At 40.7% G+C, this 26,856-nt stretch carries 21 protein-coding genes; 17 read left to right on the forward strand and 4 right to left on the reverse strand.

From position 1 onward, the window contains the following. The first annotated feature begins 31 nt into the window (after positions 1-31). A complete protein-coding gene (gene glnL, locus B9T29_RS01985) occupies positions 32-1,141 on the forward strand; it encodes a nitrogen regulation protein NR(II) (RefSeq protein WP_086174316.1) in 1,110 nt (369 codons plus the stop codon). After that, positions 1,128-2,609, forward strand: a complete 1,482-nt coding sequence (glnG, locus tag B9T29_RS01990; RefSeq protein WP_086174317.1) for a nitrogen regulation protein NR(I) — start codon at positions 1,128-1,130, stop codon at positions 2,607-2,609. The genes glnL and glnG overlap by 14 nt, the downstream gene beginning before the upstream one ends. Before the next feature lie 59 nt (positions 2,610-2,668). Here the strand turns inward: glnG and B9T29_RS01995 are convergent, their stop codons facing one another. Beyond that, positions 2,669-2,995 carry a hypothetical protein gene (locus B9T29_RS01995; protein ID WP_086174318.1) on the reverse strand — a complete coding sequence of 109 codons (327 nt, stop codon included), beginning with the start codon at positions 2,993-2,995 and terminating at the stop codon, positions 2,669-2,671. Between the two features lie 118 nt (positions 2,996-3,113). Beyond that, positions 3,114-4,319 carry a 3-(3-hydroxy-phenyl)propionate transporter MhpT gene (mhpT, locus tag B9T29_RS02000; protein WP_086174319.1) on the reverse strand — a complete coding sequence of 402 codons (1,206 nt, stop codon included), beginning with the start codon at positions 4,317-4,319 and terminating at the stop codon, positions 3,114-3,116. Between the two features lie 371 nt (positions 4,320-4,690). Between mhpT and B9T29_RS02005 the strand changes: the two genes are divergently transcribed. Beyond that, positions 4,691-6,142: an SIR2 family protein gene (locus B9T29_RS02005; RefSeq protein WP_086174320.1), complete on the forward strand. Its 1,452-nt coding sequence runs from the start codon at positions 4,691-4,693 to the stop codon at positions 6,140-6,142. Between the two features lie 44 nt (positions 6,143-6,186). On the opposite strand, the gene mnmG is transcribed toward B9T29_RS02005, so the two are convergent. After that, positions 6,187-8,067: a tRNA uridine-5-carboxymethylaminomethyl(34) synthesis enzyme MnmG gene (mnmG, locus tag B9T29_RS02010; RefSeq protein WP_086174321.1), complete on the reverse strand. Its 1,881-nt coding sequence runs from the start codon at positions 8,065-8,067 to the stop codon at positions 6,187-6,189. Positions 8,068-8,321: 254 nt separating this feature from the next. Between mnmG and B9T29_RS02015 the strand changes: the two genes are divergently transcribed. The 8 genes from B9T29_RS02015 to purD all read left to right on the forward strand — a co-directional run bounded on the left by B9T29_RS02015 (position 8,322) and on the right by purD (position 16,544). After that, the gene (locus tag B9T29_RS02015) at positions 8,322-8,750 is read left to right on the forward strand and encodes a hypothetical protein (protein ID WP_086174322.1); all 429 of its coding nucleotides are present in this window, start codon (positions 8,322-8,324) and stop codon (positions 8,748-8,750) included. Between the two features lie 137 nt (positions 8,751-8,887). Continuing rightward, on the forward strand, positions 8,888-9,778 hold the full coding sequence (locus tag B9T29_RS02020; RefSeq protein WP_086174323.1) for a bile acid:sodium symporter family protein: 891 nt from the start codon (positions 8,888-8,890) through the stop codon (positions 9,776-9,778). 212 nt (positions 9,779-9,990) lie between these two features. Next, positions 9,991-10,923, forward strand: a complete 933-nt coding sequence (locus tag B9T29_RS02025; RefSeq protein ID WP_086174324.1) for a bile acid:sodium symporter family protein — start codon at positions 9,991-9,993, stop codon at positions 10,921-10,923. Between the two features lie 78 nt (positions 10,924-11,001). Beyond that, positions 11,002-11,919 (forward strand): 50S ribosomal protein L11 methyltransferase, encoded by a 918-nt coding sequence (prmA, locus tag B9T29_RS02030; RefSeq protein ID WP_086174325.1) that lies wholly within the window; start codon positions 11,002-11,004, stop codon positions 11,917-11,919. Between the two features lie 3 nt (positions 11,920-11,922). Next, positions 11,923-12,798: a DUF3426 domain-containing protein gene (locus tag B9T29_RS02035; RefSeq protein WP_086174326.1), complete on the forward strand. Its 876-nt coding sequence runs from the start codon at positions 11,923-11,925 to the stop codon at positions 12,796-12,798. A gap of 393 nt (positions 12,799-13,191) precedes the next feature. Further along, entirely contained in the window at positions 13,192-13,461 is a 270-nt protein-coding gene (gene fis / locus B9T29_RS02040) for a DNA-binding transcriptional regulator Fis (RefSeq protein ID WP_001086304.1), read from the forward strand. A gap of 94 nt (positions 13,462-13,555) precedes the next feature. Beyond that, complete coding sequence (gene purH, locus B9T29_RS02045) at positions 13,556-15,130, forward strand: bifunctional phosphoribosylaminoimidazolecarboxamide formyltransferase/IMP cyclohydrolase (RefSeq protein ID WP_086174327.1); 1,575 nt, start codon at positions 13,556-13,558, stop codon at positions 15,128-15,130. 130 nt (positions 15,131-15,260) lie between these two features. Then, the gene (gene purD, locus B9T29_RS02050; RefSeq protein WP_086174328.1) at positions 15,261-16,544 is read left to right on the forward strand and encodes a phosphoribosylamine--glycine ligase; all 1,284 of its coding nucleotides are present in this window, start codon (positions 15,261-15,263) and stop codon (positions 16,542-16,544) included. 238 nt (positions 16,545-16,782) lie between these two features. On the opposite strand, the gene yddG is transcribed toward purD, so the two are convergent. Beyond that, positions 16,783-17,667 carry an aromatic amino acid DMT transporter YddG gene (gene yddG, locus B9T29_RS02055; RefSeq protein ID WP_086174329.1) on the reverse strand — a complete coding sequence of 295 codons (885 nt, stop codon included), beginning with the start codon at positions 17,665-17,667 and terminating at the stop codon, positions 16,783-16,785. A gap of 891 nt (positions 17,668-18,558) precedes the next feature. Between yddG and B9T29_RS02060 the strand changes: the two genes are divergently transcribed. From B9T29_RS02060 to cysE, 6 genes are all read left to right on the forward strand, one after another. Beyond that, complete coding sequence (locus B9T29_RS02060) at positions 18,559-19,431, forward strand: MetQ/NlpA family ABC transporter substrate-binding protein (protein ID WP_086174330.1); 873 nt, start codon at positions 18,559-18,561, stop codon at positions 19,429-19,431. Positions 19,432-19,504: 73 nt separating this feature from the next. Continuing rightward, positions 19,505-20,530, forward strand: coding sequence for a methionine ABC transporter ATP-binding protein (locus B9T29_RS02065; protein ID WP_086174331.1), 1,026 nt, complete (start codon positions 19,505-19,507; stop codon positions 20,528-20,530). Further along, positions 20,527-21,222, forward strand: a complete 696-nt coding sequence (locus tag B9T29_RS02070) for a methionine ABC transporter permease (RefSeq protein WP_086174332.1) — start codon at positions 20,527-20,529, stop codon at positions 21,220-21,222. The genes B9T29_RS02065 and B9T29_RS02070 overlap by 4 nt, the downstream gene beginning before the upstream one ends. A 292-nt stretch (positions 21,223-21,514) precedes the next feature. Beyond that, positions 21,515-25,084, forward strand: a complete 3,570-nt coding sequence (dnaE, locus tag B9T29_RS02075) for a DNA polymerase III subunit alpha (protein WP_086174333.1) — start codon at positions 21,515-21,517, stop codon at positions 25,082-25,084. A 33-nt stretch (positions 25,085-25,117) separates the two neighbouring features. Further along, positions 25,118-25,975 (forward strand): RNA methyltransferase, encoded by an 858-nt coding sequence (locus tag B9T29_RS02080; RefSeq protein WP_086174334.1) that lies wholly within the window; start codon positions 25,118-25,120, stop codon positions 25,973-25,975. Continuing rightward, positions 25,968-26,777: a serine O-acetyltransferase gene (cysE, locus tag B9T29_RS02085; protein ID WP_086174335.1), complete on the forward strand. Its 810-nt coding sequence runs from the start codon at positions 25,968-25,970 to the stop codon at positions 26,775-26,777. The genes B9T29_RS02080 and cysE overlap by 8 nt, the downstream gene beginning before the upstream one ends. Positions 26,778-26,856 lie beyond the last annotated feature (79 nt).

Here is a 26,856-nt window from a genome sequence, read left to right on the forward strand (position 1 = left end):
TGCGCTATTTTAACACAGGATACTTTCGCTAATGGATCAACCCGTCGCTATCGACTACCGCCTTTTAGTGGATAATTTAACCACCGCAATTTTATTGGTCGACAGTAACCTTAATATTTTTTATTTAAATTCTTCTTGTGAATCTTTGTTCGACATTAGTTTACTGCGTGCGGCGGGACAACCGGTTTTAAATTTGCTGCATATGCCCGATGATGAGTTTAATACTGAAGAAGCCCTATTAAATACCTTTAAAACCGGACAACATTATACCCGCCGGGAAGCTACCATTAGCGTCAACTTTAAAGATATTCATGTGGATTATACCGTTTCACAAATCAACTCGGAAAAACCCTATCACCCGCTTCTACTGATCGAGTTAAACCAGATTGACCGGATGCTGAAAATATCCAAAGAAGAAAACCTGATTCAGCAACACCAGGTCGCTCGGCAACTGATTCGCGGTGTCGCACATGAAATTAAAAATCCTTTAGGCGGCATCCGTGGTGCCACCCAGTTACTGGCGCGCAGCCTGAACGATCCACAATATGAAGAATTTACCGACATTATTATTAGTGAAGTAGACCGTTTACGTAATTTGGCCGATACCATGCTGGGTTCTCGCCAGTTGCCAAGTTACGAACTGGTCAATGTGCATGAACCTTTGGAACGTGTCCGTTCACTGATTACCAATCAAACCAAAAAGAAAATCAAAATTACCCGTGACTATGACCTGTCCTTGCCTGAAGTCATGGCAGATCGTGACCAGCTGATTCAGGTCATGCTCAATATCAGCGTCAATGCCGTGCAAGCCATGATGGAAAACAAAGAGTTTTTTGTAGACCATCAGCCTGAACTGATTTTAAGAACCCGGATTCAGCGTCTGGTCACTATTAATGGTGTATTAAAACGCTCCGCGGTACGAATTGATATTGAAGATAACGGTCCCGGTGTACCGGAAGAAATTTTAGAATCGGTGTTTTACCCCTTGGTCACAGGACGTGCTAAAGGTACCGGTCTCGGTTTGAGTATTGCGCAAAACATAATGCACCAACATAGTGGAATGATTGAATGCCAATCTGTTCCAGGAAAAACAGTATTTAGCTTATATTTACCTTGGGAGTCTAACCATGTCGCGAAATAAAATATGGGTCATTGATGATGATCGTGCCATGCGCTGGGTATTGGAAAAAACTTTTAAAGAAGAAGGTTTTGACGTTACCAGTTTTGAAGAAGCACAATCTGCACTCGATCAGCTCAGCATAGATACCCCCGATGTAATTTTGACTGACATTCGTATGCCTGGCATTGATGGTCTAACCTTCTTGAGCAAAGTCAAAACCAGTCATCCAGATTTACCGGTCATTATTATGACTGCGCATTCGGATCTGGAATCTGCTGTATCCAGTTATCAAACCGGTGCTTTTGAATATTTACCTAAACCGTTTGATATTGATGAAGCCTTGGCCTTGGTCAACCGTGCCATTCTGCACATTGCCAAATTACAGCAGCAAGAATCTGCCAAAATTGCTCCTCCAATTCAGTCTGCTGAAATCATTGGTGAATCGCCTGCGATGCAGGAAGTATTTCGTGCCATTGGCCGTTTGTCACAATCGCATATTACTGTGCTGATTAATGGTGAATCTGGAACAGGTAAAGAGCTGGTTGCTCATGCGCTACACCGCCATTCACCACGTAGCAGCAAACCTTTTATTGCCTTGAATATGGCAGCCATTCCGAAGGACCTGATTGAAACTGAACTTTTCGGTCATGAGAAAGGCGCATTCACAGGTGCCAATTCACAGCGCCAGGGCCGTTTTGAACAAGCCAATGGCGGTACGCTATTTCTAGATGAAATCGGGGATATGCCATTTGAAACCCAAACCCGTTTACTGCGTGTCTTGGCAGATGGCGAGTTCTATCGTGTCGGTGGACATATTCCGGTTAAGGTTGATGTGCGTATTGTAGCGGCAACGCACCAAGACCTGGAAAAACTGGTGCATGATGGACGCTTCCGTGAAGATTTGTATCACCGTCTGAATGTGATCCGTATTCACATTCCAAAGCTTGCACATCGTAGTGAAGACATTCCTATGCTGGCACAGCACTTCCTGGCTCGCGCGGGTAAAGAACTCGGCGTAAATCCTAAGATCTTGCGTCCTGAAACCCAAGAATATATGCAACAACTGCCTTGGCAAGGCAATGTGCGTCAGCTAGAAAATACCTGTCGCTGGCTTACAGTGATGATTACTGGTCGTGAAGTGTATCCTGAAGATCTTCCTTCAGAATTAAAACAGATTCCAATTCAACGCTCAGGTGAAGATGCTCAGCCGCACAATACCTTTGACCGTATTTCACTGCATCATTGGGATGAGTTATTGGGTCAATGGGCTATCCAGAAACTGAAAAATGGCGAGATGAAGATTCTGGACATTGCCACACCAATGTTTGAACGCACTTTAATTACCGCAGCTTTGCAGCAAACTCGTGGTCGTAAACGCCATGCTGCGGAATTGCTGGGCTGGGGTCGCAACACGCTGACTCGCAAGCTCAAAGAACTGGGGATGGACACGGCAGATGATGACGTTGAAGAAGAAGTGATAGAAAGCTAAACTTTTCTACCCATCTAAAAAATAAAAGCTCCTTCGGGAGCTTTTTTATTAGACACTATTCAGGCAGTAAAACCTATATAACGAAAATATCCCTCTACCCCCAGATCAGACTTAAAAATCATATAGTCCGGATAAGTTGCTTTGGCAATTTCGGCAAACATATTCACCTGATCATCATGGGCATGCAAATCATCTACACAACGCGGCATGGTTTGCTCAAATTCATCCGTCATATATTCAAAACCAATATCCATGGCGATAAACAATACATGCTCGCAGGGTTGTATATATTGTTCTTCAGCCCAATTGATCACCTGCTGCTGACAGTGTGGACATTGGATATTATCTGTGGCTTGAATATCGAGTTCGATCAGTTGATAGCTCATAACATTTAGATTCAGTTTTCTATCCGACTATATTAACAAACTCCAGTAAAGTGAATCCTTAAAAATCCTCAATAAAAAAAGGGAATCTCGAGGATTCCCTTTCATAAAATTTACAAATTTATTTATGTGCCGATTTATAACGCGATAACGCAGTCACAGCCACTGCTGAAATAACCACAGCAGGTAAACTTGCCATTAAAATCCCCGAAGTTCCCAAGCCGATCGCCAAGATTTTTCCTGTCAATAATGGCCCAGTCATGGCACCTAATCGACCCAAAGAAATCGCACTGCCCACGCCTGTCACTTTACCTGTACCCGAATAGAAAATCGGTGAAATGCCATACAGAATCGATTGTCCACCTGTCGAGAAAATCCCGCCCATAAACCCGGCCAAAACAAGTACTGGAATAGAGGTAGAAGTAAATAACAATACAAGGGCAATAAATAAACCACTATAGATAATTGCTGCCATCTGCCACAGTTTTAAACGGTCCAGCAAATAACCCAAAGCCAGAGTACCAATTACAGCACCTACCTGGAATACCAGCATCACCATGAAAGCTTGTGGTTTTTCCAAGCCTTGCTCCATCAGCAAATTAGGTAACCAGCTAATCAAAATATAATTGATCATCAGGGTAAAGAAGAAACCTACCCAAAGCGGCATCGTATATTTATATTGCTGATTCTTAAACAATACCTGCACCATTGATGGAACAGCTTCAGTCGCAGCTTGCTCAACAGCAACCTCCTTAGGCTTATCTTTAAGAATCATTGCCATGAATGGGAGCAGTGCTAATGGTGCCAAGCCTCCAATCAGGAAAAGCGTATGCCAAGAAATATCTTTAAATACGATAGCCAAACCTGCAACAAAAATTGCGCCTACCGGTAATCCGCAATACATCAAGCTATTCAATTTACCGCGATTGGCTTCACTCGCTTCATCACCTACCACGGAAATCATGGTTGGCATTGCTGCACCTAAACCCAATCCGGTAAAGAAGCGCGCTGCATATAAAATTTCAACACTCGGCGCAATTGCAGTGAGTGACATAAATAGGCCGAAAATTGCAATTGAAAGCATTAAAACTTTCTTTTGACCTAAATAATCCGCTACTCGGCCGCCAAAGAATGCGCCAAACAACATCCCAAAAACACCTAAACTAAATACATAGCCCATTTGCACTTGGCCTAGAGCAAATGTTTCAGCAATTCCTTTTGCTGCAATACCGGGGGCTTGAAGATCAAAACCCTCAAAAAATGCGACCCAAAAACACAGAAACACCGTTAAGAATTTCTGCATTTTAGCTGTTTGTATTTGTGCCATGATTGAACTCCGTCCATAGTAAGCAAATTACCCTGCAGCAATTTGCTTCGCTATTTTCAGATCAATCCTTTCAAATAAATACCACTACAATGGTCGGGTTTATTGAACACCAACATAGCAAATAGCGATTGAATTAGACTTAAAAGATTATATAAATAGACTTTTTAAATCTTATTAATATAGATTAAATAATATTTTCAAATACTTATAATTTCGGTAGTTATTTATGATCAAACCATAGTCAAAAGCAATGGTTTAAAATTAAACGATAAAAACCCGCATTTCGCGGGCTTTTGCTAAGAGAAAAAGCAGTGTTAAATTGATTTAGATTTCATATAATAAAAAAATTATATTTTTTAATAATTTATAAAATGAGCTTTACAGTACAAGAAGTTGCCCAGCTTTTAAAGCAGGCGAAAGAAAAACAAAAGCCTTATGTTTTCTTTACTGGTGCAGGATGCTCACGTTCTGCGGGTGTACCCACAGCTATAGAACTTATAGATGAAATTAGAGAAAAATTTCCTATTCAAATAAAGAATATAGACCATGAAAAAGAAAAATATAATTATGGTCTATATATGTCTGCTTTAGATAAACATGAAAGAAGGCAACTGTTAGAACCCTATATTATTAAGAATCAAAAGATTAACTGGGCTCATATTGCTTTAGCTTGTTTAATGCAAGAAGGATATATTCAACGTGTCTTAACTTTTAATTTTGATAGTATCTTATCTCGAGCATGCAGTTTATTAGGCTTACATCCGTCAATTTATGATTTTGCAACAGCAAATCCTCACCTCTATCATTTGATTAACGATCCTTCAATTGTACACCTGCATGGTCAAGGAACAGGTTTCATTCAATTAAATACAAAAGAAGAAACCCAATATCACACAGAACTACTCGGTGATTTTATTGCTGCAACTTTAAATACAAATCCTAGTCTATTTATTGGATATAGCGGCAATGCTGATGAATTTTTTCCCTTACTTAAAGATAAATATTCAGAGCAGCACCGACTTATATGGACTGGAAGAAAAGAAAATATTGATAATATAGAAGCAGATTCGGTAAAAGACTTCTTAAAGCAAAATAACAATCTGACACATTACATTGGTGGTACAGATGCTGACCATTTTTTAATTCAGCTTGCTAAAGAATTAGAGTGTTTTCCACCTAAACTATTTTTAAATCCTTATATCTTTTTGACAGAGCAGCTTAATCAAGTACAACCCTATCCACTCGGTGATAACTTAGACATTCTGCAAAATCTTAGAGAACATTTAACTGAATGGGGCAGTAAATCATTAATAACTAACTTATACACTGTGTTTATACATAAATATCCCACCAAAGAATCAACCAATGGTCTTAACCCTAAAATGATCGATGAAATCGTATGGGCGTATGATCAACAAGCTAGAGATTTATATTCTGAAAATAAAATAGAAGAGTGTTTTGCTCTTTATGAGCGCGCATTAAAAATAAATAACCAAAATTGGATAGGTTTAAATAATTACGCTATCAGACTGATTGCATACTCTCAACAAATACAGGATAACGATTATTTTAATCAAGCCTCAACTCTGTTAGAAATTGCCTTAAAAATAGATCCTGATCGGACATTTACTTTAGCTGTTTACCATTGCATCAAAGGTGATAAATACAAAACCAACCAAAATCTTATGCGAGCTTCTACCAGATATAGCTATCCACGTCTAAAAGAATTCGAAAATATTTTTAACTCTAACAACTATCACGATGCGGAATGGTATCAATACATTATAAAAGAGCTTAAAGAGAATGATGATTTACCATTTTAAATAAAAAACCCGCACTCAGCGGGTTTTTTATCACTTCAAAAATCTTAAGCAGATTTTTTCGCTTGGTTATTTTTACGGATGGTAATCATCACCAGTTGAACAGCAGCTGGTGTTACACCCGGAATACGACCTGCTTGAGCAAGGGTTTCAGGACGAACATCTTTCAATTTAAGCGTAATTTCACGCGATAAACCTGAAACTACATCATAATCAAAATCTGAAGGAATACGGGTCTCTTCCAGACGCTTCATTTGAGCCACATCTTCTTGCTGACGATTGATATAACCTTCGTATTTCACAGCAATTTCAATTTGCTCACCCACAAACGCAGAAACTTCTGAACCTGTAAGTTCCGCAATTTGAGCAAAGCTGATGTTTGGACGTTTCAATAAGTCAATCGCTGAGCATTCCTTAGACAGATCTGCACCGGTCATTTCAACGAATTTTTTACCCATTGGGTTGTTTGGCGCAGCCCAAAGATGCTGTAAACGGCCTTTTTCAGTTTCTACCGCTTCCATTTTTTGGCAGAACGAATCCCAACGTACATCATCTACTAAGCCCAACTCACGACCAATAGTTGTTAAACGCTGATCCGCATTGTCTTCACGCAGCATCAAACGATATTCCGCACGTGAGGTAAACATGCGGTATGGTTCTTTAGTACCCAACGTAATCAAGTCATCAACCAATACACCCATGTACGCTTCATCACGTTTAGGTGTCCATTGTTCCTGATCCCATGCACGGCGTGCAGCATTCAAGCCAGCCAATAAACCTTGTGCACCAGCTTCTTCATAACCGGTTGTACCGTTGATTTGACCTGCGAAGTACAAATTATTAATCGATTTGGTTTCAAGTGAGAATTTTAAAGATTGCGGATTAAAGTAATCGTATTCAATTGCATAACCCGGACGAAGAATATGGGCATTCTCCATACCACGGATTGAACGTACCAGTTCAAACTGCACATCAAATGGAAGTGATGTTGAAATACCATTTGGATAAAGCTCGTGCGTATCTAAACCTTCTGGTTCCAAGAACACTTGATGCGAGTCTTTATCGGCAAATTTATGAATTTTATCTTCAATCGATGGGCAATAACGTGGACCTACACCTTCAATCACACCGGTATACATCGGTGAACGGTCGAGTCCGCCACGAATAATGTCGTGGGTACGTTCATTGGTATGCGTGATATAACAGTTGATCTGTTCAGGGTGCATAGATGCATCACCCATGAATGACATGGTCGGAGAAGGGAAATCACCCGGCTGTGGTGTCATGACAGAGAAATCAACTGAACGTGCATCAATACGTGGCGGCGTACCTGTTTTTAAACGACCTACTGGCAAGTTCAATTCACGTAAGCGCGCAGCCAATGAAATGGATGGAGGATCACCGGCACGGCCACCTGAAGCATTGTTTAGACCAATATGAATCACACCGCCTAAGAAGGTACCCGTGGTTAACACCACGGTTTTCGCATCAAAGCGAATGCCCATTTGCGTAACCACACCTTTAACGGTATCACCTTCAACAATCAGGTCATCTGCAGCTTGCTGGAAAATATCCAGATTGGCCTGATTTTCCAGGGTATGACGAATTGCCGCTTTAAAACGGATTCGGTCAGCCTGTGCACGCGTTGCACGTACTGCCGCACCTTTACGTGAGTTCAAAATACGGAACTGAATACCGCCTTTATCGGCAGCCAATGCCATTGCACCACCCAAGGCATCAATTTCACGTACCAGGTGAGATTTACCAATACCACCAATGGCCGGGTTACAGCTCATCTGCCCTAAAGTCTCAATGTTGTGAGTTAAGAGCAAAGTCTGTCGACCCATACGCGCTGCAGCGAGGGCTGCTTCGGTACCTGCGTGACCGCCACCGATAACAATGACATCGTAAACTTTAGGATAATGCATAATGGTTTGAGAGATAAAAAATGATGACGGAGTATTATATCAAAACTGAGCAAAATAAGTTGACAAAATGAGTCGAATTTCTCACTGAGGACGGAATTGATTTTCACTCTGCTAATGTTGCAATGTAATCTTGCTTTTCAGACCTACTATAGAAATGAAACATTTAATCTTCAATATTTACTTGATTCGCATTGTTTTAATTTGATTATTTTTTAAGCTAAACAGGTGGTACATTACAAACAAAGGTATCAAAGATGAATAAGAATATTTTCCTCTCTTCAATGCTCTGTGGTTTATGTTTCGCCTCATTTGCAGCTTCGGTCAATGCCCAGTCTGACTCGAATTACAATGCGCAAAAGTACCAACAGGTCTGTAAAGGTAAATCTCAGGGAACACCAGTCACTTTTGCCTACCGTGCTGTGATTTGGAATGGTACGTGTGAAACCCAATTCTTCCCTTCTTCAAAAAATGCGTCTATTAGAGGAGATGAACCCGAACTTTACTCCACATGTAGTAATGGAGATAACAAAGCAACAACAGCAACCATTAATGGTAGCGAAATGAAAGGTAAATGTGCTTTAGGCTATATGCCACCCCGTCCTACTCAATCACAAATGCAATCACAACCTGAAATGCGAACTCAACCTCAAATGCAGTCACAACCTGAGATGCAACCTCAGTAATCTCCATAAAAAGTTAATTTAATTCAAATTATTAACGGGTAAAATACTTGAATTTTACCCGTTTCATATATTGCTTATTTAAAAATCTTGTTTAAACTCTAAGGATATCAAAAGATAAAAACAAAAAAGGATATTCCATGGATTCAGGACTCTTTACCCTTTTTTTACCTCTTATACTTGCCTTCATGATGGTGGGCTTAGGACTTGAACTTACAGTTAAAGATTTTCTTCGTATCCGTTATCACCCCAAAGCTATTTTTTTAGCCTTATTTTCACAACAAGTCATTTTGGTGGGCGTTGCATTTTTTATTTGTATTTTATTTAAGCCATCTCCACTTTTAGCTATTGGCTTAATGTTGCTTGCTGCTTCTCCTGGTGGCCCTACAGCAAATTTGATTAGCTATATTTTTAAGGGAGATGTGGCCTTAAACCTTACCCTTACAGCCCTTAATTCTATTATTTGCACCTTTACCCTGCCTTTTATTGTCAATTTATCCATGCATTATTTTTTAGGTGAGTCTCAAAGCTTTGCCATGCCTATTGAAAAAATCACTCAGGTCTTTTTAATTATTTTTGTTCCGGTTTGTTTAGGTATGCTGATTCGTTCATATACGCCAAAAACCGCATTACAACTCAATAAACCTATGCGATTTTTTTCAGTCATCTTTTTAATTTCGATTTTCTTGTATGCGCTCTATAAAGAAAGGCTTCATCTCACTGAATATTTTTCCGAGATTGGCATTGCCATGGCATTGTTTTGCCTCATCAGTTTTTTAGTGGGTTATCTGGTTCCCCATTTAGCAGGAATTTCCGATAGGCAGGCACGGGCATGTACCTTTGAAGTGGGGATTCACAATACAGGTTTTGCGCTGACTATTGCACTTTCGGTGTTATCAAATACTACCATTGCCATCCCCGCAGGAATTTATACTATTTTTATGTATATTTTTGCCTTCACTTTTGGTTATATCTTAAACAAAGATCCACAGTTGCCTAATAAAGCCAATGCACACACTTTAAATAGTTAAATATATTTGCCCTGTTGAAAATACATCAATAGAGCATATTGCACCCCCTATAAAAAATAAATTCAATTCATATATTTATGTAAAGCAGGAGCAGTAACCTGCCTGCATATTTGTTCATATTTCTATTCAATCGGGATTGTTGTATATAGTTGCCTAAAAAAAATCTGCAAAAACTTAATCAAAAAAACAAATAGAAAAACAGGAAATTTCACATGGATTCAGGAGTCATTACCATTTTACTGCCTTTAGCACTGGCTATTATTATGGTGGGCTTGGGACTGGAGTTAACCCCCAAAGACTTTGCCCGAGTCAGCAAACATCCTAAAGCCGTTTTAATTGCGCTATTTTGCCAACTGGTAGTTCTGGTCAGTATTGCATTTGTGATCTGCAAGGTGTTGGCGCTTCCACCATTACTTGCGGTAGGGTTAATGCTGCTTGCAGCTTCACCTGGTGGCAGCACAGCCAACTTGTTTAGCTATCTGTTCAAGGGTGATATTGCACTGAATATTACCTTAACCGCAATCAATTCCATCATTGCAGCTTTCACACTACCTTTTATTGCCAATTTTGCCATCCAGCATTTTATCAATGACGGACAACAAATTAGCTTACAGTTCAGTAAGATATTGCAAGTCTTTGCCATTATCATTGTCCCGGTCTGTATAGGCATGCTGATTCGCCACTATGCTCCACATTTCACAGAAAAATTAAATAAGCCGCTACGCATATTCGCTGTCATATTTTTAATATCAATTATTATTGGTGCGATTGTGAGTGAACGTCAGAATATTGCCGAGTACTTGACTCAAGTGGGAGCAGCTACTGCACTGTTCTGTATGTTTAGCCTGTGTATTGGTTATTTCGTGCCTCGGCTACTTGGCATTAATAGTGCCCAGGCGCGTGCCTGTGCATTTGAAATTGGCATCCACAACAGCACTTTGGCCATGACCATTGCGCTTACCGTTATGGCTAACTCCACCATAGCCATGCCAGCTGCAGTATATTCTATTTTTATGTATATCTTTGCCGGGCTATTTGGCATGCTTTTAAATAAATTTGCAGCTCATCCAGCGGCCGCTATCCCCACCTGCTTCAGCTTCCATAAAAAAGGATGTACATGTACGTCCTTTTCTTTTTCAAGATAGTTTTTATCAATATATAGTTGTTTCAGCCCGAGTTCCGTTACAATGGCATCTTTATAAAGACAAATTTAGGTTATCTCCGTGAAGTGGTTACAAATTCATATTACTGTTGAGCAAGCTCAAGTCGATTTCACTGAAACACTATTAAGTTCATTAGGTGCAGTGAGCGTAACTTTAGATGATGCTGAAAATCAGGACTTGCTTGAACCACTTCCAGGTGAAACTCCACTCTGGAACAAAGTCATTGTGACTGGCATCTACGCTCAGGAAGATGACGAAGAAATTGATGTTGATGCACTGATTACCTTTATTACTGCTCAAATGCCTGAAGCACCAGTACGTTATGAATTTCTTGAAGATCAGGAATGGGAACGTACCTGGATGGATGCCTATGAGCCAATCCAGATTGCCTATAAATACTGGATTGTACCTGAATGGATGGAAGCTCCTGAAGCCGATGCGGTCAATATCAAGCTTGATCCAGGCCTGGCGTTTGGTACTGGCAACCACGCAAGTACCTTCCTTTGCCTGCAATGGTTAGGAAAGACCGATGTGAAAGATAAAATTGTGATCGATTATGGCTGTGGTTCAGGCATTTTGGGCGTGGCTGCTTTATTGCTGGGTGCTAAAAAAGTCTATGCGACTGATATTGACCCTCAAGCTGTTTTAGCGACCCAACAAAATGCTGAATTGAATGGTGTACTGGAGAACCTGTTTGTAGGTTTACCGGATGAGTTCAATGAAGAACTTAAAAATCAAAAAGCCGATGTGTTTGTTGCCAACATTCTTGCAGGCCCGTTAATGACCCTTGCGCCTGAATTCGCAACTTTGGTTAAATCTGAGGGAGAGTTCGCACTTGCCGGCATATTAGAAGAGCAAGTTGCTGATGTTTCTAGTGTTTATTCTGAATTTTTTGATATACTGCAAGTCGAAAAACGTGAAGAACATTGGTGTCGAATTTCGGGTAAACGCCAAAATACCCCTACAAATCTTGAATAGACTATGAGCGAAAAACAAACCTCCTGCCCTAACTGTTTGACCAAGTACAAAGTCTCTGTGGCTCAACTTACAGTTGCTCGGGGCATGGTTTGTTGTGCAAAATGCTCGACCAATTTTAATGCATTGAACCATCTGGTAGTAGAGAAAGAAGATACTTCCTCTACTCCTCCTGCTAGTTCTTCGTTAAACCTCAAGCGAGAAACACATTCATCCAATGAATTGTCTCCCGATCAGCCCATTAACCATCCACACGTAGAACAACATTTATTAAACATTTTCGCCCGTAAAGTTGAAAACTCGAATATTGATTTAAAAACCTATCTCAATAACTTAAATTATTTTAGTACCGAACCTATTGGTAATTACCCTACACTGAATTGGTCAGAAAAAGCCGAACAAGAGAAAAGATATGGTGCGTGGCACTATGTTTTATGGGGAACAATTAACTTATGCTTAGTCAGTTTACTTATTTTGCAGTTTTTTTGGTTTAACCCGAAAATTTTAAATAATAGCCCGGTATTTAGTGCGCTATTTAACACTGTCTGCCAGAGCTTTAGCTGTTCAATTATGGAACAGAATTATCATCTGATTTCCACCAACAAGCTAAAGGTTAAACAAATTTCCAAACAACAAACCCAGTTCACAGGCGAATTGATTAACTACCATACCCAAAGTTTGGCACTTCCTATTATTCGGGTAAATTTGAAAGAGAATGGTCAAACCATATCTACTTATTCCTTTATACCTTCTGAATATTTGATTAGCAGCCTGCAAGGGATACAACGGATTCCCCAGAATAGTCCTTTTAAATTCAAATTTAGTGTTCCGGTGGCACGTAAAAGCTTTGATACTTATAGTTTAGAAATAATTCGTCCGTAAAATTGAAAAAAACTATTAAAAAATACAAAAAAATGTAAAAAAAATGTAGTTTTCTTGCTCACTTTTTCTTAGACAATGCTATGATACGCGCCACGAAAGCTTAGTGCTGCAAACTCCTCGAAAATTTTTACAACAAAATCGTCTAACTGAAATGCGCTTTATTATAAATATAGCGTATAGAGTAGATTTTTTTGTTTTGATTTTGGGTGGTAACAAATATTAATCTATTGTTACGCTTAAATTTCGATCAGAAACGTCGAGTTGTGGCAAGCTAAATGATCAAGTTTTAGAGTTCTAGTTTTAGGATCTAAAACTAGAACTCATTGAATTTCTATAGACCACTTTTATATATCTCTTTACCCAAGTGATATTTGATTTTTCGGATTAATTCGCATGAATAGCAAGTCTCCTATTTTTACTGCACAATCTGATGTCGCTCTTCGTATTCACGTAGATCGCGCAGTTCGCCATTACTTTGCACAATTGCAAGGCGAGCAACCCTCTCAGGTGTATGACATGGTGCTGGCAGAAATGGAGAAGCCTCTTTTGTCTGTAGTTCTAGAGTATACGCGTGGCAATCAGACTCGTGCTGCCGAGATTCTCGGACTAAACCGTGGTACTTTACGTAAAAAGTTAAAAGCTCACGGTTTAATGAGTGAATAAATGATAAAATGCTTGCGGCTTCCGCAGGCATTTTTTTTACCTGTATTTTGCCTATTTGTTTTAATCTGTTCCTTTGAAAACTGTGACGAAGATCATGACTATTAAACGCGCTTTAATCTCTGTTTCTGACAAGACTGGTATTGTTGAGTTTGCACAAGACCTTGCTGCTCTTGGGGTAGAAATTTTATCTACGGGTGGTACTTACAAGTTGTTAAAAGACAACAATGTTGCCGTAGTTGAAGTTTCAGAGCACACTGGTTTCCCAGAGATGATGGACGGCCGTGTAAAAACGCTACATCCGAAAATTCATGGTGGTATTCTGGCTCGTCGTGGTCTAGATGAAGCTGTGATGGCAGAACACAATATCGATGCAATTGATTTGGTTGTTGTAAACCTTTATCCGTTTGCTGCGACTGTTGCAAAACCAAACTGTTCACTTGCTGATGCGATCGAAAATATCGACATCGGTGGTCCAACAATGGTTCGTGCTGCTGCGAAAAACCATGCTTCTGTAGGCATTGTAGTCAATGCTTCTGACTATGCAACTGTGGTAGCGGAGCTTAAAGCTGAAGGTGCTTTATCTCATGCAACACGTTTTGACTTGGCAGTGAAAGCTTTTGAACATACAGCTCAATATGACGGCATGATTGCTTCTTACCTTGGCGCTCGCGTTGGTAAAGAAGAAGGTCAAGCAGACAAGTTTGCGCGTACTTTCAATACACAATTGAACAAAGCACAAGATCTTCGTTATGGTGAAAACCCACATCAATCAGCTGCTTTCTATGTAGAGTCAACTGCAACAGAAGCTTCTGTTTCAACTGCTAAACAGTTACAAGGTAAAGAATTATCTTATAACAACATTGCAGATACAGATGCAGCGCTTGAATGTGTTAAATCATTTGCTAAACCTGCATGTGTGATTGTAAAACATGCAAACCCATGTGGCGTTGCAGTATCTCTAGACGGTATTAAAGCTGCTTATGATTTAGCTTATGCAACTGACCCTGAATCTGCATTCGGTGGCATCATTGCTTTCAACCGTGAATTAGACGTGGCAACTGCACAAGCGATTGTTGATCGTCAATTCGTTGAAGTGATTATTGCACCAAGCATCGCTGAAGGTGTTTTAGAAGTAACAGGTGCGAAGAAAAACGTACGTGTACTGGTATGTGGTGAGCTTCCTGCAATTGATGCACGCCAATCTCAACTTGACTATAAACGCGTAAATGGTGGTTTGTTAGTACAAGATCAAGATTTAGGCATGATCACTAAAGATGACCTTAAAGTTGTGACTAAACGTGCACCTACTGAACCTGAAATCGACGATATGATTTTTGCCTGGAAAGTTGCGAAATACGTTAAATCTAACGCAATTGTATATGCGAAAGGCCGTCAAACCATTGGTGTGGGTGCAGGTCAAATGAGCCGCGTAAACTCAGCTCGTATTGCTGCAATCAAAGCTGAACATGCAGGTCTGGTAGTTGAAGGTGCTGTAATGGCGTCTGACGCATTCTTCCCATTCCGTGACGGTATTGATAACGCTGCGAAAGCGGGTATCAAATGCATCATCCAACCGGGCGGTTCAATGCGTGATGAAGAAACCATTGCAGCGGCTGACGAAGCTGGTATTGCAATGGTCTTCACTGGCATGCGTCACTTCCGCCACTAAGCACACAGCTTAGAATGTAATGACAAACTCATACATGTGGTTTAAAACAGATTTCTAATCTTGCATAAAGTCCTCTCCTATTTTTAGGCTGAGGACTTTATGTCATTTTCGATTCATGGAGTATGAACCGATGAATATTTTAGTTTTGGGTAATGGCGGTCGTGAACATGCATTGGCATGGAAAATCGCTCAGGATGAAAAAGTCGCTAAAGTTTTTGTTGCACCCGGTAATGCTGGAACAGCAACTGAAAATAAATGTGAAAACGTGAATTTAAGCATTTTAGACAATGCTGCGATTATCGATTTCGCAAAAAATAATGCAGTTGATTTAATCATTGTTGGTCCTGAAGCGCCGCTAGTAAACGGTGTTGTTGATGCCTGCCGTGCAGCTGGTGTAAAAGTTTGGGGCCCAACTCAATTTGCAGCACAGCTTGAAGGCTCTAAAGCTTTTGCCAAGCATTTCTTAAAACGCCACAACATTCCAACTGCTTTTTATGATGTATTTACCGAAGTCGATGCTGCCAAAGCATTTGTCGAGAAAAACGGTGCACCAATCGTCATCAAAGCAGATGGTCTTGCTGCGGGTAAAGGCGTAATTGTTGCCATGACCAATCAAGAAGCATTTGATGCGATTGATGACATGCTTGCAGGCAACAAATTTGGCGATGCTGGTTCTCGTGTTGTGATTGAAGAGTTCCTTGCCGGTGAAGAAGCGTCTTTCATTTGTATGATTGATGGCGACAATATCCTGCCAATGGCAACTTCTCAAGATCACAAACGCATTTTTGAAGGCGATCAAGGTCCAAATACCGGCGGCATGGGTGCATACTCTCCTGCTCCAGTTGTGACTGCGGATGTATTCGAAAAAACCATGAATGAAGTGATGCGTCCAACCGTTGAAGGAATGAAAAAAGACGGTCACGTGTATACAGGTTTCTTGTATGCCGGTTTGATGATTGATGAACAAGGTCAGCCTAAAGTGATCGAGTTTAACTGTCGTTTTGGCGACCCTGAAACCCAACCCATCATGATGCGTCTGAAATCATCTTTGGTTGATCTGGTTGAAGCAGGTATTGCAGGTAACCTTCCTGCGGAAGCTGAATGGGATGAGCGCAAGACTGTAGGCATCGTGCTTGCATCTAAAGGCTACCCTGAAACTTCAAGCAATGGTGATGTAATTTCAGGCCTAGATACTGAAATGACTGATGCCAAAGTTTTCCATGCTGGCACAAAAGCCAATGAAAAAGGCGAAATCGTAACCTCTGGTGGCCGCGTACTTTGTGTGACCGCACTGGGTAATACCATTGGTGAAGCACAAGCTAAAGCTTTAGAGCTTTGCCAAAAAGTAACTTTTGATGGTGTTCAATACCGTAAAGATATTGGTTACCGTGCGATTGCGCGTGAAAATGCTTAATTCTTTTAAAGAATAGATTAAGCCTAAAAAGCCCACATTTTTGTGGGCTTTTTTAATACCTTAGATTCTCAGATGAAGTGCAATAGAAATTAATTTAAGTATAATTTCAAGAAGTTGATATTTCACACCAAAATCCTATTCAGCTGCACACCCTCCTTTAAATAGAGTTTAAGTACATGTTTTTAAATAACTAAAAAATCATTTCGTATAAGGCGTATTAGATTAATTTTAGGAATACTTAAGATTTAGGTTTTGTTGCAATCCAACACAGTAAAGACCCCAAACATACTATTAAAGCGCCTTTCCAAAAACCTACTGTTAAATGTGTACTTAAAACCAATGCTGAAACTAATGCTGAAAATACAGGTATGAAGTAGGAGGCTGTAGCCAATAAAGTCACATTCCCATGCATAATTCCCACATTCCATGCCCCATAGCCAATACCCATAGCAAATGCGGCTAATACCAAGTAAATGATAGAATCTAATTCAAAATAAGGAGATACATCGCCTGATAGAATCCATTTTATCCATAAAACAATAGACACCATAATAAAGAATAATGTAATCCCATTTTTACCATTAGCAGCTCTTGCAGTTAGTGTGCAATATGCAGCCCAGAGAAAAACACCTAATAAAGCTAGACCATAACTAAATGGATTATCTTTAATATTAGACATCATATCTTTAAAGCTAAATCCTTCATCCCCACCAAGCACCAAACAAATTCCTATAATTGATAAGCACACGCCAGGAATAATTAAGAAATTAGCTTTCTGCTTATTAAATATAATCGAGAAAAGTATAGTTACTGTAGGCCACAAATAATTAACCATGCCTATCTCTATGGCTTGTTTACTATTTGTTGAATAGCCGATCGACAAAGAAAGACAAATTTCATAAGACACAAAGAGAATACTGCCCCCAATTAGGTATTTAGAGGGGAAATCTTTCAGATTAGTCCAACCGAATGAAATTAGAAGAAAAATTGAGGCTAGTGAATATATTAAGGCGGCCCCACCAATTGGTCCAAAATAATGACTGACTTCTTTGATTAGAGCGACAATTAAGCTCCACAAGAAAATGGCAGTAAGACCAATCAATGTAGCTTTTTTTGAGTTCATTTCTCTTATTCATGAATATAGGTGGGAGATATATTAAATAAAAAGACTATAAAAATATGATTTTTTTATTTGATTTTTTCTATTTAGCATACTAGTGCTTATACGAAATACATTTAATAAAACCTTTGTTTTTAATATATTTAAATATTTTTTCGTCCTAAAAAACAGTAAAAAACTGGCCTGGAAACAAGTTTCTTTTTGATGAGCATTTTTGGCACGTATCGCTAATAACCGCTAATAACTTTGTTTAAAAAAATCATTTTAAGTTTTCGCTGACTTTTCAAAGTAGTTATTTCCTGAATAATTCACAAACTTTTTGAAACAATATTTCGTATAAAAACGTGCTTCCCCCTCCTACCTTTATTATTTTCATTAACCAATTCACTATGTTCTTTTTATTCCGAATTTAAGCAACAAGACTTCCTAAACCTGAAGAAATAATATTAAAAATATGAAATTACTGCTTATCCCTTTTTCAGCTTTGTATTTTCTAAAATTATATAGGAACAAAATTTTTTTAATTAGAAGTTTTACTCATTTCAATAAATTTAATCTATTGTTTTATGAGTTAATTTATAAAAACGTCTCACTTTATTATGCAAAATTAAGCTAAATATCAGATTTATAATCACTATTATGCATAAAAAAAAATTGTTATGATGTGTCCAATTTTTAGGAATAAGTCATCATGAAAATTGTTTGATTACAGCAATTTGCTTTATTCAAACAAAAAACATCTCTCCATGATGCTACCGATCTCCAATTGCGTTGATGAATGAGACATTTTAAAGTGATCTGCATCAATCAGTTGATCTGATTCAAGCTTGATTTAATCTCTCCAATGACATATTCGTAAATTTATCGCCAAATTAAATTTATTAGGACATATACATGAAAAAGCTCCTTGGTCTTGTTTTAGGTCTTTCAGTTGGCTTGTCTGGCTGTGGTAAACAAGAAGCACCTGCAAATGACGCAGCTCAAAATAAAGATTCTGCCGAAGTTCAAACCGTAACCATGGCCTCTACAGGTTCGGATGCTGAAATCTGGCGTTACATTGCGACACTTCCAGAAACAAAAGCTGCTGGCATTAAACTTGAAGTGAAAAACTTCACCGATTATGTGTCTATGAACACAGCCGTAGCCAATAAAGAAATTGATGTAAACGCATTTCAATCTTATGCCTATCTGGTTGCTTTCAACGAATCCAATAAAGATAAGATTGCTCCGCTTTCTACCACTTACCTTGAACCAATGGGTATTTACTCAAGTAAAGTGAAGAAACTGGATGAATTCAAAACCGGTGCAACCATTGCCATTCCTAACGATGGTGCCAATGAATCACGTGCATTATTGTTACTTCAATCCGCCGGTTTGGTAAAATTAAAACCGAGTTTTGACAATGTGAAAGGTACACCTGCTGATATCGTTGAAAACAACAAAAAAATTGTGATTAAACCGATTCAGATGGCAACTGCTGTACGTGTTAAAGACGAAGTAGATGCGATTGTCTTGGGTAATACCCTGGCAATGGAAGGTGGCTTAAATGTACTGAAAGACTCTATTTACTATGAGCCAGTAGACCAAAGCACAAAAATGAATGTCAACATTCTTGCTGTTGCAGCTGATCGTCAAAATGACCCTGTACTGAAAAAAGTGGGCGCGCTTTACCACACAGAAGCAGTGAACAAATACGTTCAGGAAAAGTTTGGTGGTACTAAAGTTGACGTAAATAAACCGATTAGCTATCTCACTGAAGCAAAATAGTAATATAATTGGTACATCTAAACAGGCAAAGTTTCTTTGCCTGTTTTTCTTTTTATAGATAGTTTTTGACCATATGATTGAATTTAAAAATATTTCAAAACACTATCAGCTTAAAGGTCAAACAATTCGCGCCCTGGATCAAATTAATTTACAGATTCCAGCTGGCAGTATTTTTGGCATTATTGGCTATAGTGGTGCGGGTAAAAGTACCTTAATCCGCCTGATTAATTTGCTCGAACGACCAAATGATGGTCAAGTCATCATTAATCAAAAAGATTTTACCGCATTAGATGCACGTTCATTACGTCAGGAACGCGCCAACATTGGTATGATCTTTCAGCATTTTAATTTGTTGCAGAGCAAAACTGTAGCAGCCAATATAGAAATGCCAATGAAATTGTTGGGCTGGAGCAAAGCCGATCGTGAAAAGCGTTTGGCAGAATTGCTCGAATTTATTGATCTTAAGCATAAAAAAGATGCTTATCCGGATGAACTGTCTGGCGGTCAAAAACAGCGAGTCGGTATTGCCCGTGCCCTCGCCAATCATCCTAAAATTTTACTCTGTGATGAAGCGACCTCGGCACTGGATCCGCAAACCACCAAGTCTGTTTTAGATTTGCTTAAAAAAATTAATAAAGAACAAGGTATTACCATTGTCATGGTGACCCATGAAATGGACGTGATTGAATCTGTTTGTGATTATGTTGCGGTGATGGAACAAGGCCAGGTCATCGAAACGGGTTCGACACTGGAAATTTTCAGTCAGCCACAGCATCCTACCACCAAAAGTTTTATTCAAACCGTGCTGCAACAACAGTTACCGGTGAATATTTTAAATAGTCTGGAAAACAAAAATCATAACAGCATTTATAGCCTGCAATTTTTAGGTACATCTGCGCAAGAAACTGTAGTACAGGCAGCGATTAAACAGTTTGATATCAGCTTGAATATCTTGTTTGCCAATATGACTGAAATTAACGGTTCAGTGATTGGACAAATGTTTATACAGCTTTTAGGTGAACCTGCTGTAATTGAACAGACTGTTGCATTTTTCCAGCAAAATGGTGTCAAGGTTGAGCAATCTGGAGTCAGCGCATGAGAGATTTAATTGTTCAATGGCTGACAGAAATCACGGCACCTTACTGGAAAAGTTCGCTGTCGATTGATCAATTTGTGACAGCATTGCAAGAAACCTTTCATATGGTGTTTTTTGCCATGCTGTTTGGTTGTATCTGGGGCTTTATCCAGGCCATCATTTTATTGGTGACCCGTCCGGCAGGCATTCTGCCGAACCGTGTGATTTATCATGGCTTAAACCCGATTGTAAATGCGCTGCGTTCATTACCCTTTATTATCCTGCTGATTGCCTTTATTCCGCTGACTAAATTGCTGGTGGGAACATCAATTGGCACATGGGCGGCAATTGTGCCGCTGACCATTTATATTGGTCCTTATATGGGTCGATTGATTGAAACTTCATTGCTTGAAGTAAATGAAGGCATTATCGAATCAGCACAAGCCATGGGTGCTTCGCCACTGCAAATTATTTTCAAGTTTATTTTGCCTGAAGCACGCAGTTCACTGATTTTAAACCTGACCACTGCCACCATCAGCCTGATTGGTGCCACTGCAATGGCGGGTGCGGTCGGTGCCGGGGGGATTGGTGACCTTGCCATTTCTTATGGTTATCAGCGTTTTGATACCAGTGTGGTGATTTTGACCGTGATTGTGCTGTTATTGCTGGTGCAATTTGTACAGACCTTTGGTGAATGGCTGTCACGTTTAAGATAACCCTATAACCTTAATATCCCACATTTAAGAGCCTTCCACATGGAGGGCTTTTTTATCACAAATATAAATCTGAATAAGCGGATCGTTACACATTACATTCAGCCTTGATAGAGGACTCAAAATTCTAAAATCCATTTCATCTTGTTGCAGCGATAAGGTTTTAATTTCCTGCGTGATCCCGACTATTTTTCCAGCCAAAAAATAAAATTTGAACTTGAATTAGCTAAATATTAGTCCATGACTTTTCCTAGAGCATGCTAAACTATCCAGTGGTTTTTGCAGGGACTCATTTATGCAGTTTGTTCATCTTGGTATTCATACAGAATTTTCAATTACAGAATCGATCGTACGTATACCTGACTTAGTCAAAGCTGCAGCAAATGAAGAGATGCCTGCCCTCGCATTAACAGATTTATCCAACCTGCATGCCGCAGTAAAATTTTATAAAAAATGTCTCGATAAAGGCATTAAACCCATTTTAGGTTCAGAAATCCGCCTGAATGATGCTGAACATCGCGTGACCTTGTTGTCCATGACCAATAAAGGCTGGCGCAGTCTGACCGAACTGGTTTCTGAAGGTTTTATTTCAGGTCAGCAACTGGATATTCCTTGTGTGCAAAAAGACTGGATTTTAGATCAGCATCAAGACCTGATTGTGCTATTGGGCATGCAATCTGATGTCGGCAAAATGCTGATCACATCAAATCCAGATAAGGCTGAACCCCTCCTTCAGGAATGGATTGAAAAATTTGGCAATCGGGTTTATTTGGCTTTGACTCGCACCAACCGCCCTGATGAAGATGCCTTTATTGAAGAAGCTGTCAAACTTGCAAAAAAATACAATATTGGCGTGGTCGCCCATAACGATGTGCACTTTATTACACGTGATGATTTTGAAGCCCATGAAGCACGGGTCTGTATTGCCGATGGTTATGTATTGGGTGATAACCGCCGTCCTAAAACCTATAGCCCTGAACAGTACTTTAAAACCGCTGTGGAAATGACTGAACTATTTTCAGATATTCCAACAGCCATTGAAAATACCTACCACATTGCCAAGCGTTGTAATGTGACTTTACGCTTAGGCTTTAATGACTTGCCGGATTACCCGATTCCGGAAGGCCATACCATTGATACCTATTTTGCCCATTTGTCCGAACAAGGTCTGGAAGAACGACTTAACTTTCTTTATCCGCCTGAAAAGCGCGGTGAAGACTGGCCGGAAATTCGTAAACCTTATGACGAACGTTTAGCCTTTGAAGTGAAGATTATTCTCGACATGGGTTTCCCGGGTTACTTCCTGATCGTGATGGACTTCATTCAGTGGTCTAAAGGTAACGGCGTACCCGTGGGTCCGGGTCGTGGTTCGGGTGCAGGTTCTCTGGTGGCCTATAGCTTAAAGATTACCGATCTTGATCCCCTGCGTTATGACCTGCTGTTCGAACGTTTCCTGAACCCGGAACGTGTGTCGATGCCCGACTTTGACGTCGATTTCTGTATTGCCGGTCGTGACCGCGTGATTGAATATGTGGCTCGTACATATGGTCACGATGCGGTATCGCAAATTGCAACCTTCGGTACCATGGCTGCTAAAGGTGCCATTCGTGACGTAGCACGTGTTCTGGGTAAATCCTATGGTTTGGCTGACCGTATTTCGAAAATGATTCCGACCAAGCCTTTGGGTTTGAGTCTGGAAGAATCCATAGAAGCCGAGCCACAGCTGAAAGATATTGTCACCAATCCATCCAATCCTGACAACGATGATGCCGCTGAAATTTGGGAAATGGCTCTGAAACTTGAAGGCATTACCCGTAATACCGGTAAGCATGCGGGTGGTGTGGTTATTGCACCGACCAAGCTGACCGACTATTCAGCAGTCATGTGTGATGCCGATGGTACAGGCCGTGTAGCACAGTTCGATAAAGACGATGTCGAATCGGCCGGTCTGGTCAAATTCGACTTCTTGGGCCTGCGTAACCTCACCGTGATTGAAGATGCGATTCAGCACATCAATGCACGTGCCGATATCAAAGATCCGGTGAATATTTCTTATATTCCGCTGGATGATAAAGCAGCTTACGAAATTTTCGCGTCTGCAAATACTACTGCGGTATTCCAGTTTGAATCCGTGGGCATGAAAAAAATGCTCAAGGAAGCGCGCCCAAGTAAGTTTGAAGAGATTATTGCATTCGTGTCCTTGTACCGACCGGGTCCAATGGATCTTATTCCTGACTTTATCCATCGTATGCATGGCGGTGAGTTTGAATATTTACATCCACTGTTAGAAGGCGTACTAGAGCCAACTTACGGCATTATGGTGTATCAGGAACAGGTCATGCAGGCTGCGCAGTTCTGTGCGGGTTATAGCTTGGGCGGTGCGGATTTACTGCGCCGTGCCATGGGTAAGAAAAAACCTGAAGAAATGGTCAAACAACGCCAGATCTTTATTAAGGGTGCTGCTGAAAAAGATATTGACGAAGCGACCGCCAACCATATCTTCGACTATATGGAAAAATTCGCCGGCTATGGTTTTAACAAATCACACGCTGCGGCCTATGCCCTGGTTGCCTATCAAACCGCCTGGTTAAAAGCGCATTATCCGGCTGAATTTATGGCAGCGGTCATGACTTCGGAAATGCAGAACACCGACAACGTGGTGTTCCTGATTGATGACTGCCGTCATAACAATTTGGAAGTGCTTCCACCTTCGGTGAACATGTCGATCTATCAATTCCATGCCAGTAGCGAAAATACCATTGTCTATGGTTTGGGTGCGATCAAAGGCGTGGGTGAAGCAGCAATGCAGTCGGTCATTGAATCGCGTGTCAGTGATGGCCCCTATAAAGACTTATTCGACTTCTGCCACCGGGTCGATTTAAAGAAAATCAATAAACGTACCCTCGAAGCACTGATTCGTGCAGGTGCTATGGATTGTTTGGGGATTGAACGTGCAGATTTAATGGCACAGCTCCCTGAAGCGGTACAAGCCGCTGAACAGGCACGCTCGAACCGTGAAACCGGTATTATGGATTTGTTTGGTGAAGTTGAAGAAGTTCAGCGTAAACCATCAAAACCGGTGAAACCGTGGTCTGATGAAGTCCGCCTCAAAGGTGAAAAAGATACTTTAGGCCTGTACTTAACCGGTCACCCGATTGATGTGTATCGTCCGGAACTCAAATCTTTTATTCCGGTCCGAATCAATGAACTGACCCCGACCCGTCGTGGCGTGACCACCGTATTTGCCGGTTTGGTTGTAGATATCGCCAATTTCCCGAACCGGATGATGGTCACTCTTGATGATGGTACAGCACGTATTGAAGTGTCGGCCAATCATGAACGGTTCCAGCGTTTTAAAGACATCATCCAGAATGAAAAAGTGGTGGTCATTGAAGGCGAAATATACGAGCGCGAAGGTTTTGACCGTCCAATGGGGCGCTTGACCAAAGCCTTTAGCCTGAATGAAATCCGTCAAAAACGTGCCAACAGCATTCAGATCAAGCTGAACCCGGAACATCTCACCGCTTCACTGAGTCAGGATTTACGCAAGATTTTAACGCCATTCTGTAATGTCGACATGTGTAACCATATCCCGATGCAATTACAGATTGATTATGCTTATGCTTCAGCAGACATCCATTTAGGCCTGAACTGGAACGTGGCACCACTAGATGAACTGCTGGCGAAATTACGTGACTATTTTGGCAAAGACGTGATTCACATCGAATATCAGGTTAAATCCAAAGCGGCCAAAGCCGTCAGTTACGAGCAGGCCAAGCCTGCCAATGTTCCACCGCCTCCAGCCAATGTGAGCATGGATGATGCGATGGACATGTATCAGGCTGAAGCCAGTCAATATTCTTAATTTTTAAATCTTTAAATTCAAATCGGACACATTATGAGTCAAGTTGACAATGCTGTGGTTTCCGCACATCTCTCCCATGTGCGTATTGTCATGGTCAATACTACCTTACCCGCCAATATTGGTAGCGCATTACGTGCAATGAAAACCATGGGTCTATCCAAGCTGGTACTGGTCGCGCCCAAAACCTACCCGCATCCTGATATTGATGCCTTGGCCGCAGGTGCAGCCGATCTGATTGAACAGATTGAAATTGTACCTACGTTGGAAGAAGCGATTAAAGATTGCCATCTGGTCTTTGGAACCAGTGCGCGTAGCCGTACCATTCCCTGGCCTTTACTGGATGCCCGACCTGCTGCGGAAAAATCATTGCAGGCGGTAGTACAAGACCAACAGGAAATTGCGGTGATTTTTGGTCGTGAAGACCGCGGCTTGACCAATGAAGAATTAGCCTTGGCCAATTATCATGTCACTATTCCAGTCAATAACGATTACGGCGTACTCAATGTTGCGCAAGCCATTCAAGTGATTTGCTATGAAATGCGCATGGCAGCGATGGCGTTGACTGAGCAGAAGGAAGATCCTGAGGCAACAATGCACGTGACTGACAGTATTGACATGCAATGGGACGAACCCCTAGTCACGCATGAACAAATGGAACAATTTTACCCGCATATTGAAAAAATGCTGGCTGAAATTGAATTTATGGACCCGAAAAACCCACGATTATTGCCTTTACGCTTGCGCCGATTATTTGGACGTATACAATTAGATCGTATGGAATATCATTTACTTCGTGGCATATTCAGCCGTGTACAGGCATTAAATAACGGTACATGGAAAAAATCTACAGACAAAACAACCGATTCTTCAGAGGATCAATCTAATGCTTAAGCAGCTCAAAGAAGATATACAAGCTGTATTCGCGCGCGATCCTGCCGCTCGAAACACTTTAGAAGTTCTTACCACTTATCCTGGCATACACGCGCTGATTATGCACCGTGTTGCTCATGAACTTTGGCAAAAAGAGTGTAAAGGCTCGGCTCGCCTGCTGTCTTCTTTTAGCCGCTTTGCCACAGGCATTGAAATTCACCCGGGTGCGAAAATTGGCCGCCGTTTCTTTATCGATCATGGCATGGGCGTAGTCATTGGTGAAACTGCCGAGATTGGTGATGATGTCACCCTGTATCACGGCGTAACGCTTGGCGGCACCACCTGGAATAAAGGCAAGCGCCATCCGACTTTGGAAGATGGCGTGGTCGTGGGTGCAGGAGCAAAAATCCTCGGCCCATTTACTGTGGGGAAAAATGCAAAGGTCGGTTCCAATGCCGTGGTGACCAAGGCAGTTCCCCCCAATACCACAGCAGTAGGCAATCCGGCGCGTTTTATTACCAAAGACCAGCCTAAAGATGCAGAAGAGGCGCGTCGTCGTGATTATGCAGAAAGTATTGGTTTCCAGCCTTATGCAGCCACACAGGATCAGTCCGATCCGATTCTGGATGGCATGCGTATTTTATTGGATCGTATTCAACTTAATGAAAAACGCATGAATACTTTATGCCAGCGTTTATCTTTGCTTGACCCAAGCTTTAAAAAGCAGCAGCAAAATGAACAGCCCTTCAGTGTTGAAGAACTTAAAATCATTGAAGATGTGCGCCGCGAATGTGAAGCACAAAGTAGTCAATCTAAAGCTTAACCAGCTGATCTGAATCTTAACAAGCGCTTACTTGTATGTTCCTGAGCATTTTTCTAGACTGAGGAACATACCGAATGAC

Origin of the sequence: Acinetobacter sp. ANC 3903 (genome assembly GCF_002135315.1) — a bacterium.
In the GTDB taxonomy this organism is placed as follows: Bacteria; Pseudomonadota; Gammaproteobacteria; order Pseudomonadales; family Moraxellaceae; genus Acinetobacter.

What these genes read in the sequence shown, in the direction of transcription:
- glnL (WP_086174316.1), top strand. Translation starts at nt 32, where the DNA reads ATGGATCAACCCGTCGCTATCGACTACCGCCTTTTAGTGGATAATTTA.
- glnG (WP_086174317.1), top strand. Translation starts at nt 1,128, where the DNA reads ATGTCGCGAAATAAAATATGGGTCATTGATGATGATCGTGCCATGCGC.
- B9T29_RS01995 (WP_086174318.1), bottom strand. Translation starts at nt 2,995, where the DNA reads ATGAGCTATCAACTGATCGAACTCGATATTCAAGCCACAGATAATATC.
- mhpT (WP_086174319.1), bottom strand. Translation starts at nt 4,319, where the DNA reads ATGGCACAAATACAAACAGCTAAAATGCAGAAATTCTTAACGGTGTTT.
- B9T29_RS02005 (WP_086174320.1), top strand. Translation starts at nt 4,691, where the DNA reads ATGAGCTTTACAGTACAAGAAGTTGCCCAGCTTTTAAAGCAGGCGAAA.
- mnmG (WP_086174321.1), bottom strand. Translation starts at nt 8,067, where the DNA reads ATGCATTATCCTAAAGTTTACGATGTCATTGTTATCGGTGGCGGTCAC.
- B9T29_RS02015 (WP_086174322.1), top strand. Translation starts at nt 8,322, where the DNA reads ATGAATAAGAATATTTTCCTCTCTTCAATGCTCTGTGGTTTATGTTTC.
- B9T29_RS02020 (WP_086174323.1), top strand. Translation starts at nt 8,888, where the DNA reads ATGGATTCAGGACTCTTTACCCTTTTTTTACCTCTTATACTTGCCTTC.
- B9T29_RS02025 (WP_086174324.1), top strand. Translation starts at nt 9,991, where the DNA reads ATGGATTCAGGAGTCATTACCATTTTACTGCCTTTAGCACTGGCTATT.
- B9T29_RS02035 (WP_086174326.1), top strand. Translation starts at nt 11,923, where the DNA reads ATGAGCGAAAAACAAACCTCCTGCCCTAACTGTTTGACCAAGTACAAA.
- fis (WP_001086304.1), top strand. Translation starts at nt 13,192, where the DNA reads ATGAATAGCAAGTCTCCTATTTTTACTGCACAATCTGATGTCGCTCTT.
- purH (WP_086174327.1), top strand. Translation starts at nt 13,556, where the DNA reads ATGACTATTAAACGCGCTTTAATCTCTGTTTCTGACAAGACTGGTATT.
- purD (WP_086174328.1), top strand. Translation starts at nt 15,261, where the DNA reads ATGAATATTTTAGTTTTGGGTAATGGCGGTCGTGAACATGCATTGGCA.
- yddG (WP_086174329.1), bottom strand. Translation starts at nt 17,667, where the DNA reads ATGAACTCAAAAAAAGCTACATTGATTGGTCTTACTGCCATTTTCTTG.
- B9T29_RS02060 (WP_086174330.1), top strand. Translation starts at nt 18,559, where the DNA reads ATGAAAAAGCTCCTTGGTCTTGTTTTAGGTCTTTCAGTTGGCTTGTCT.
- B9T29_RS02065 (WP_086174331.1), top strand. Translation starts at nt 19,505, where the DNA reads ATGATTGAATTTAAAAATATTTCAAAACACTATCAGCTTAAAGGTCAA.
- B9T29_RS02070 (WP_086174332.1), top strand. Translation starts at nt 20,527, where the DNA reads ATGAGAGATTTAATTGTTCAATGGCTGACAGAAATCACGGCACCTTAC.
- dnaE (WP_086174333.1), top strand. Translation starts at nt 21,515, where the DNA reads ATGCAGTTTGTTCATCTTGGTATTCATACAGAATTTTCAATTACAGAA.
- B9T29_RS02080 (WP_086174334.1), top strand. Translation starts at nt 25,118, where the DNA reads ATGAGTCAAGTTGACAATGCTGTGGTTTCCGCACATCTCTCCCATGTG.
- cysE (WP_086174335.1), top strand. Translation starts at nt 25,968, where the DNA reads ATGCTTAAGCAGCTCAAAGAAGATATACAAGCTGTATTCGCGCGCGAT.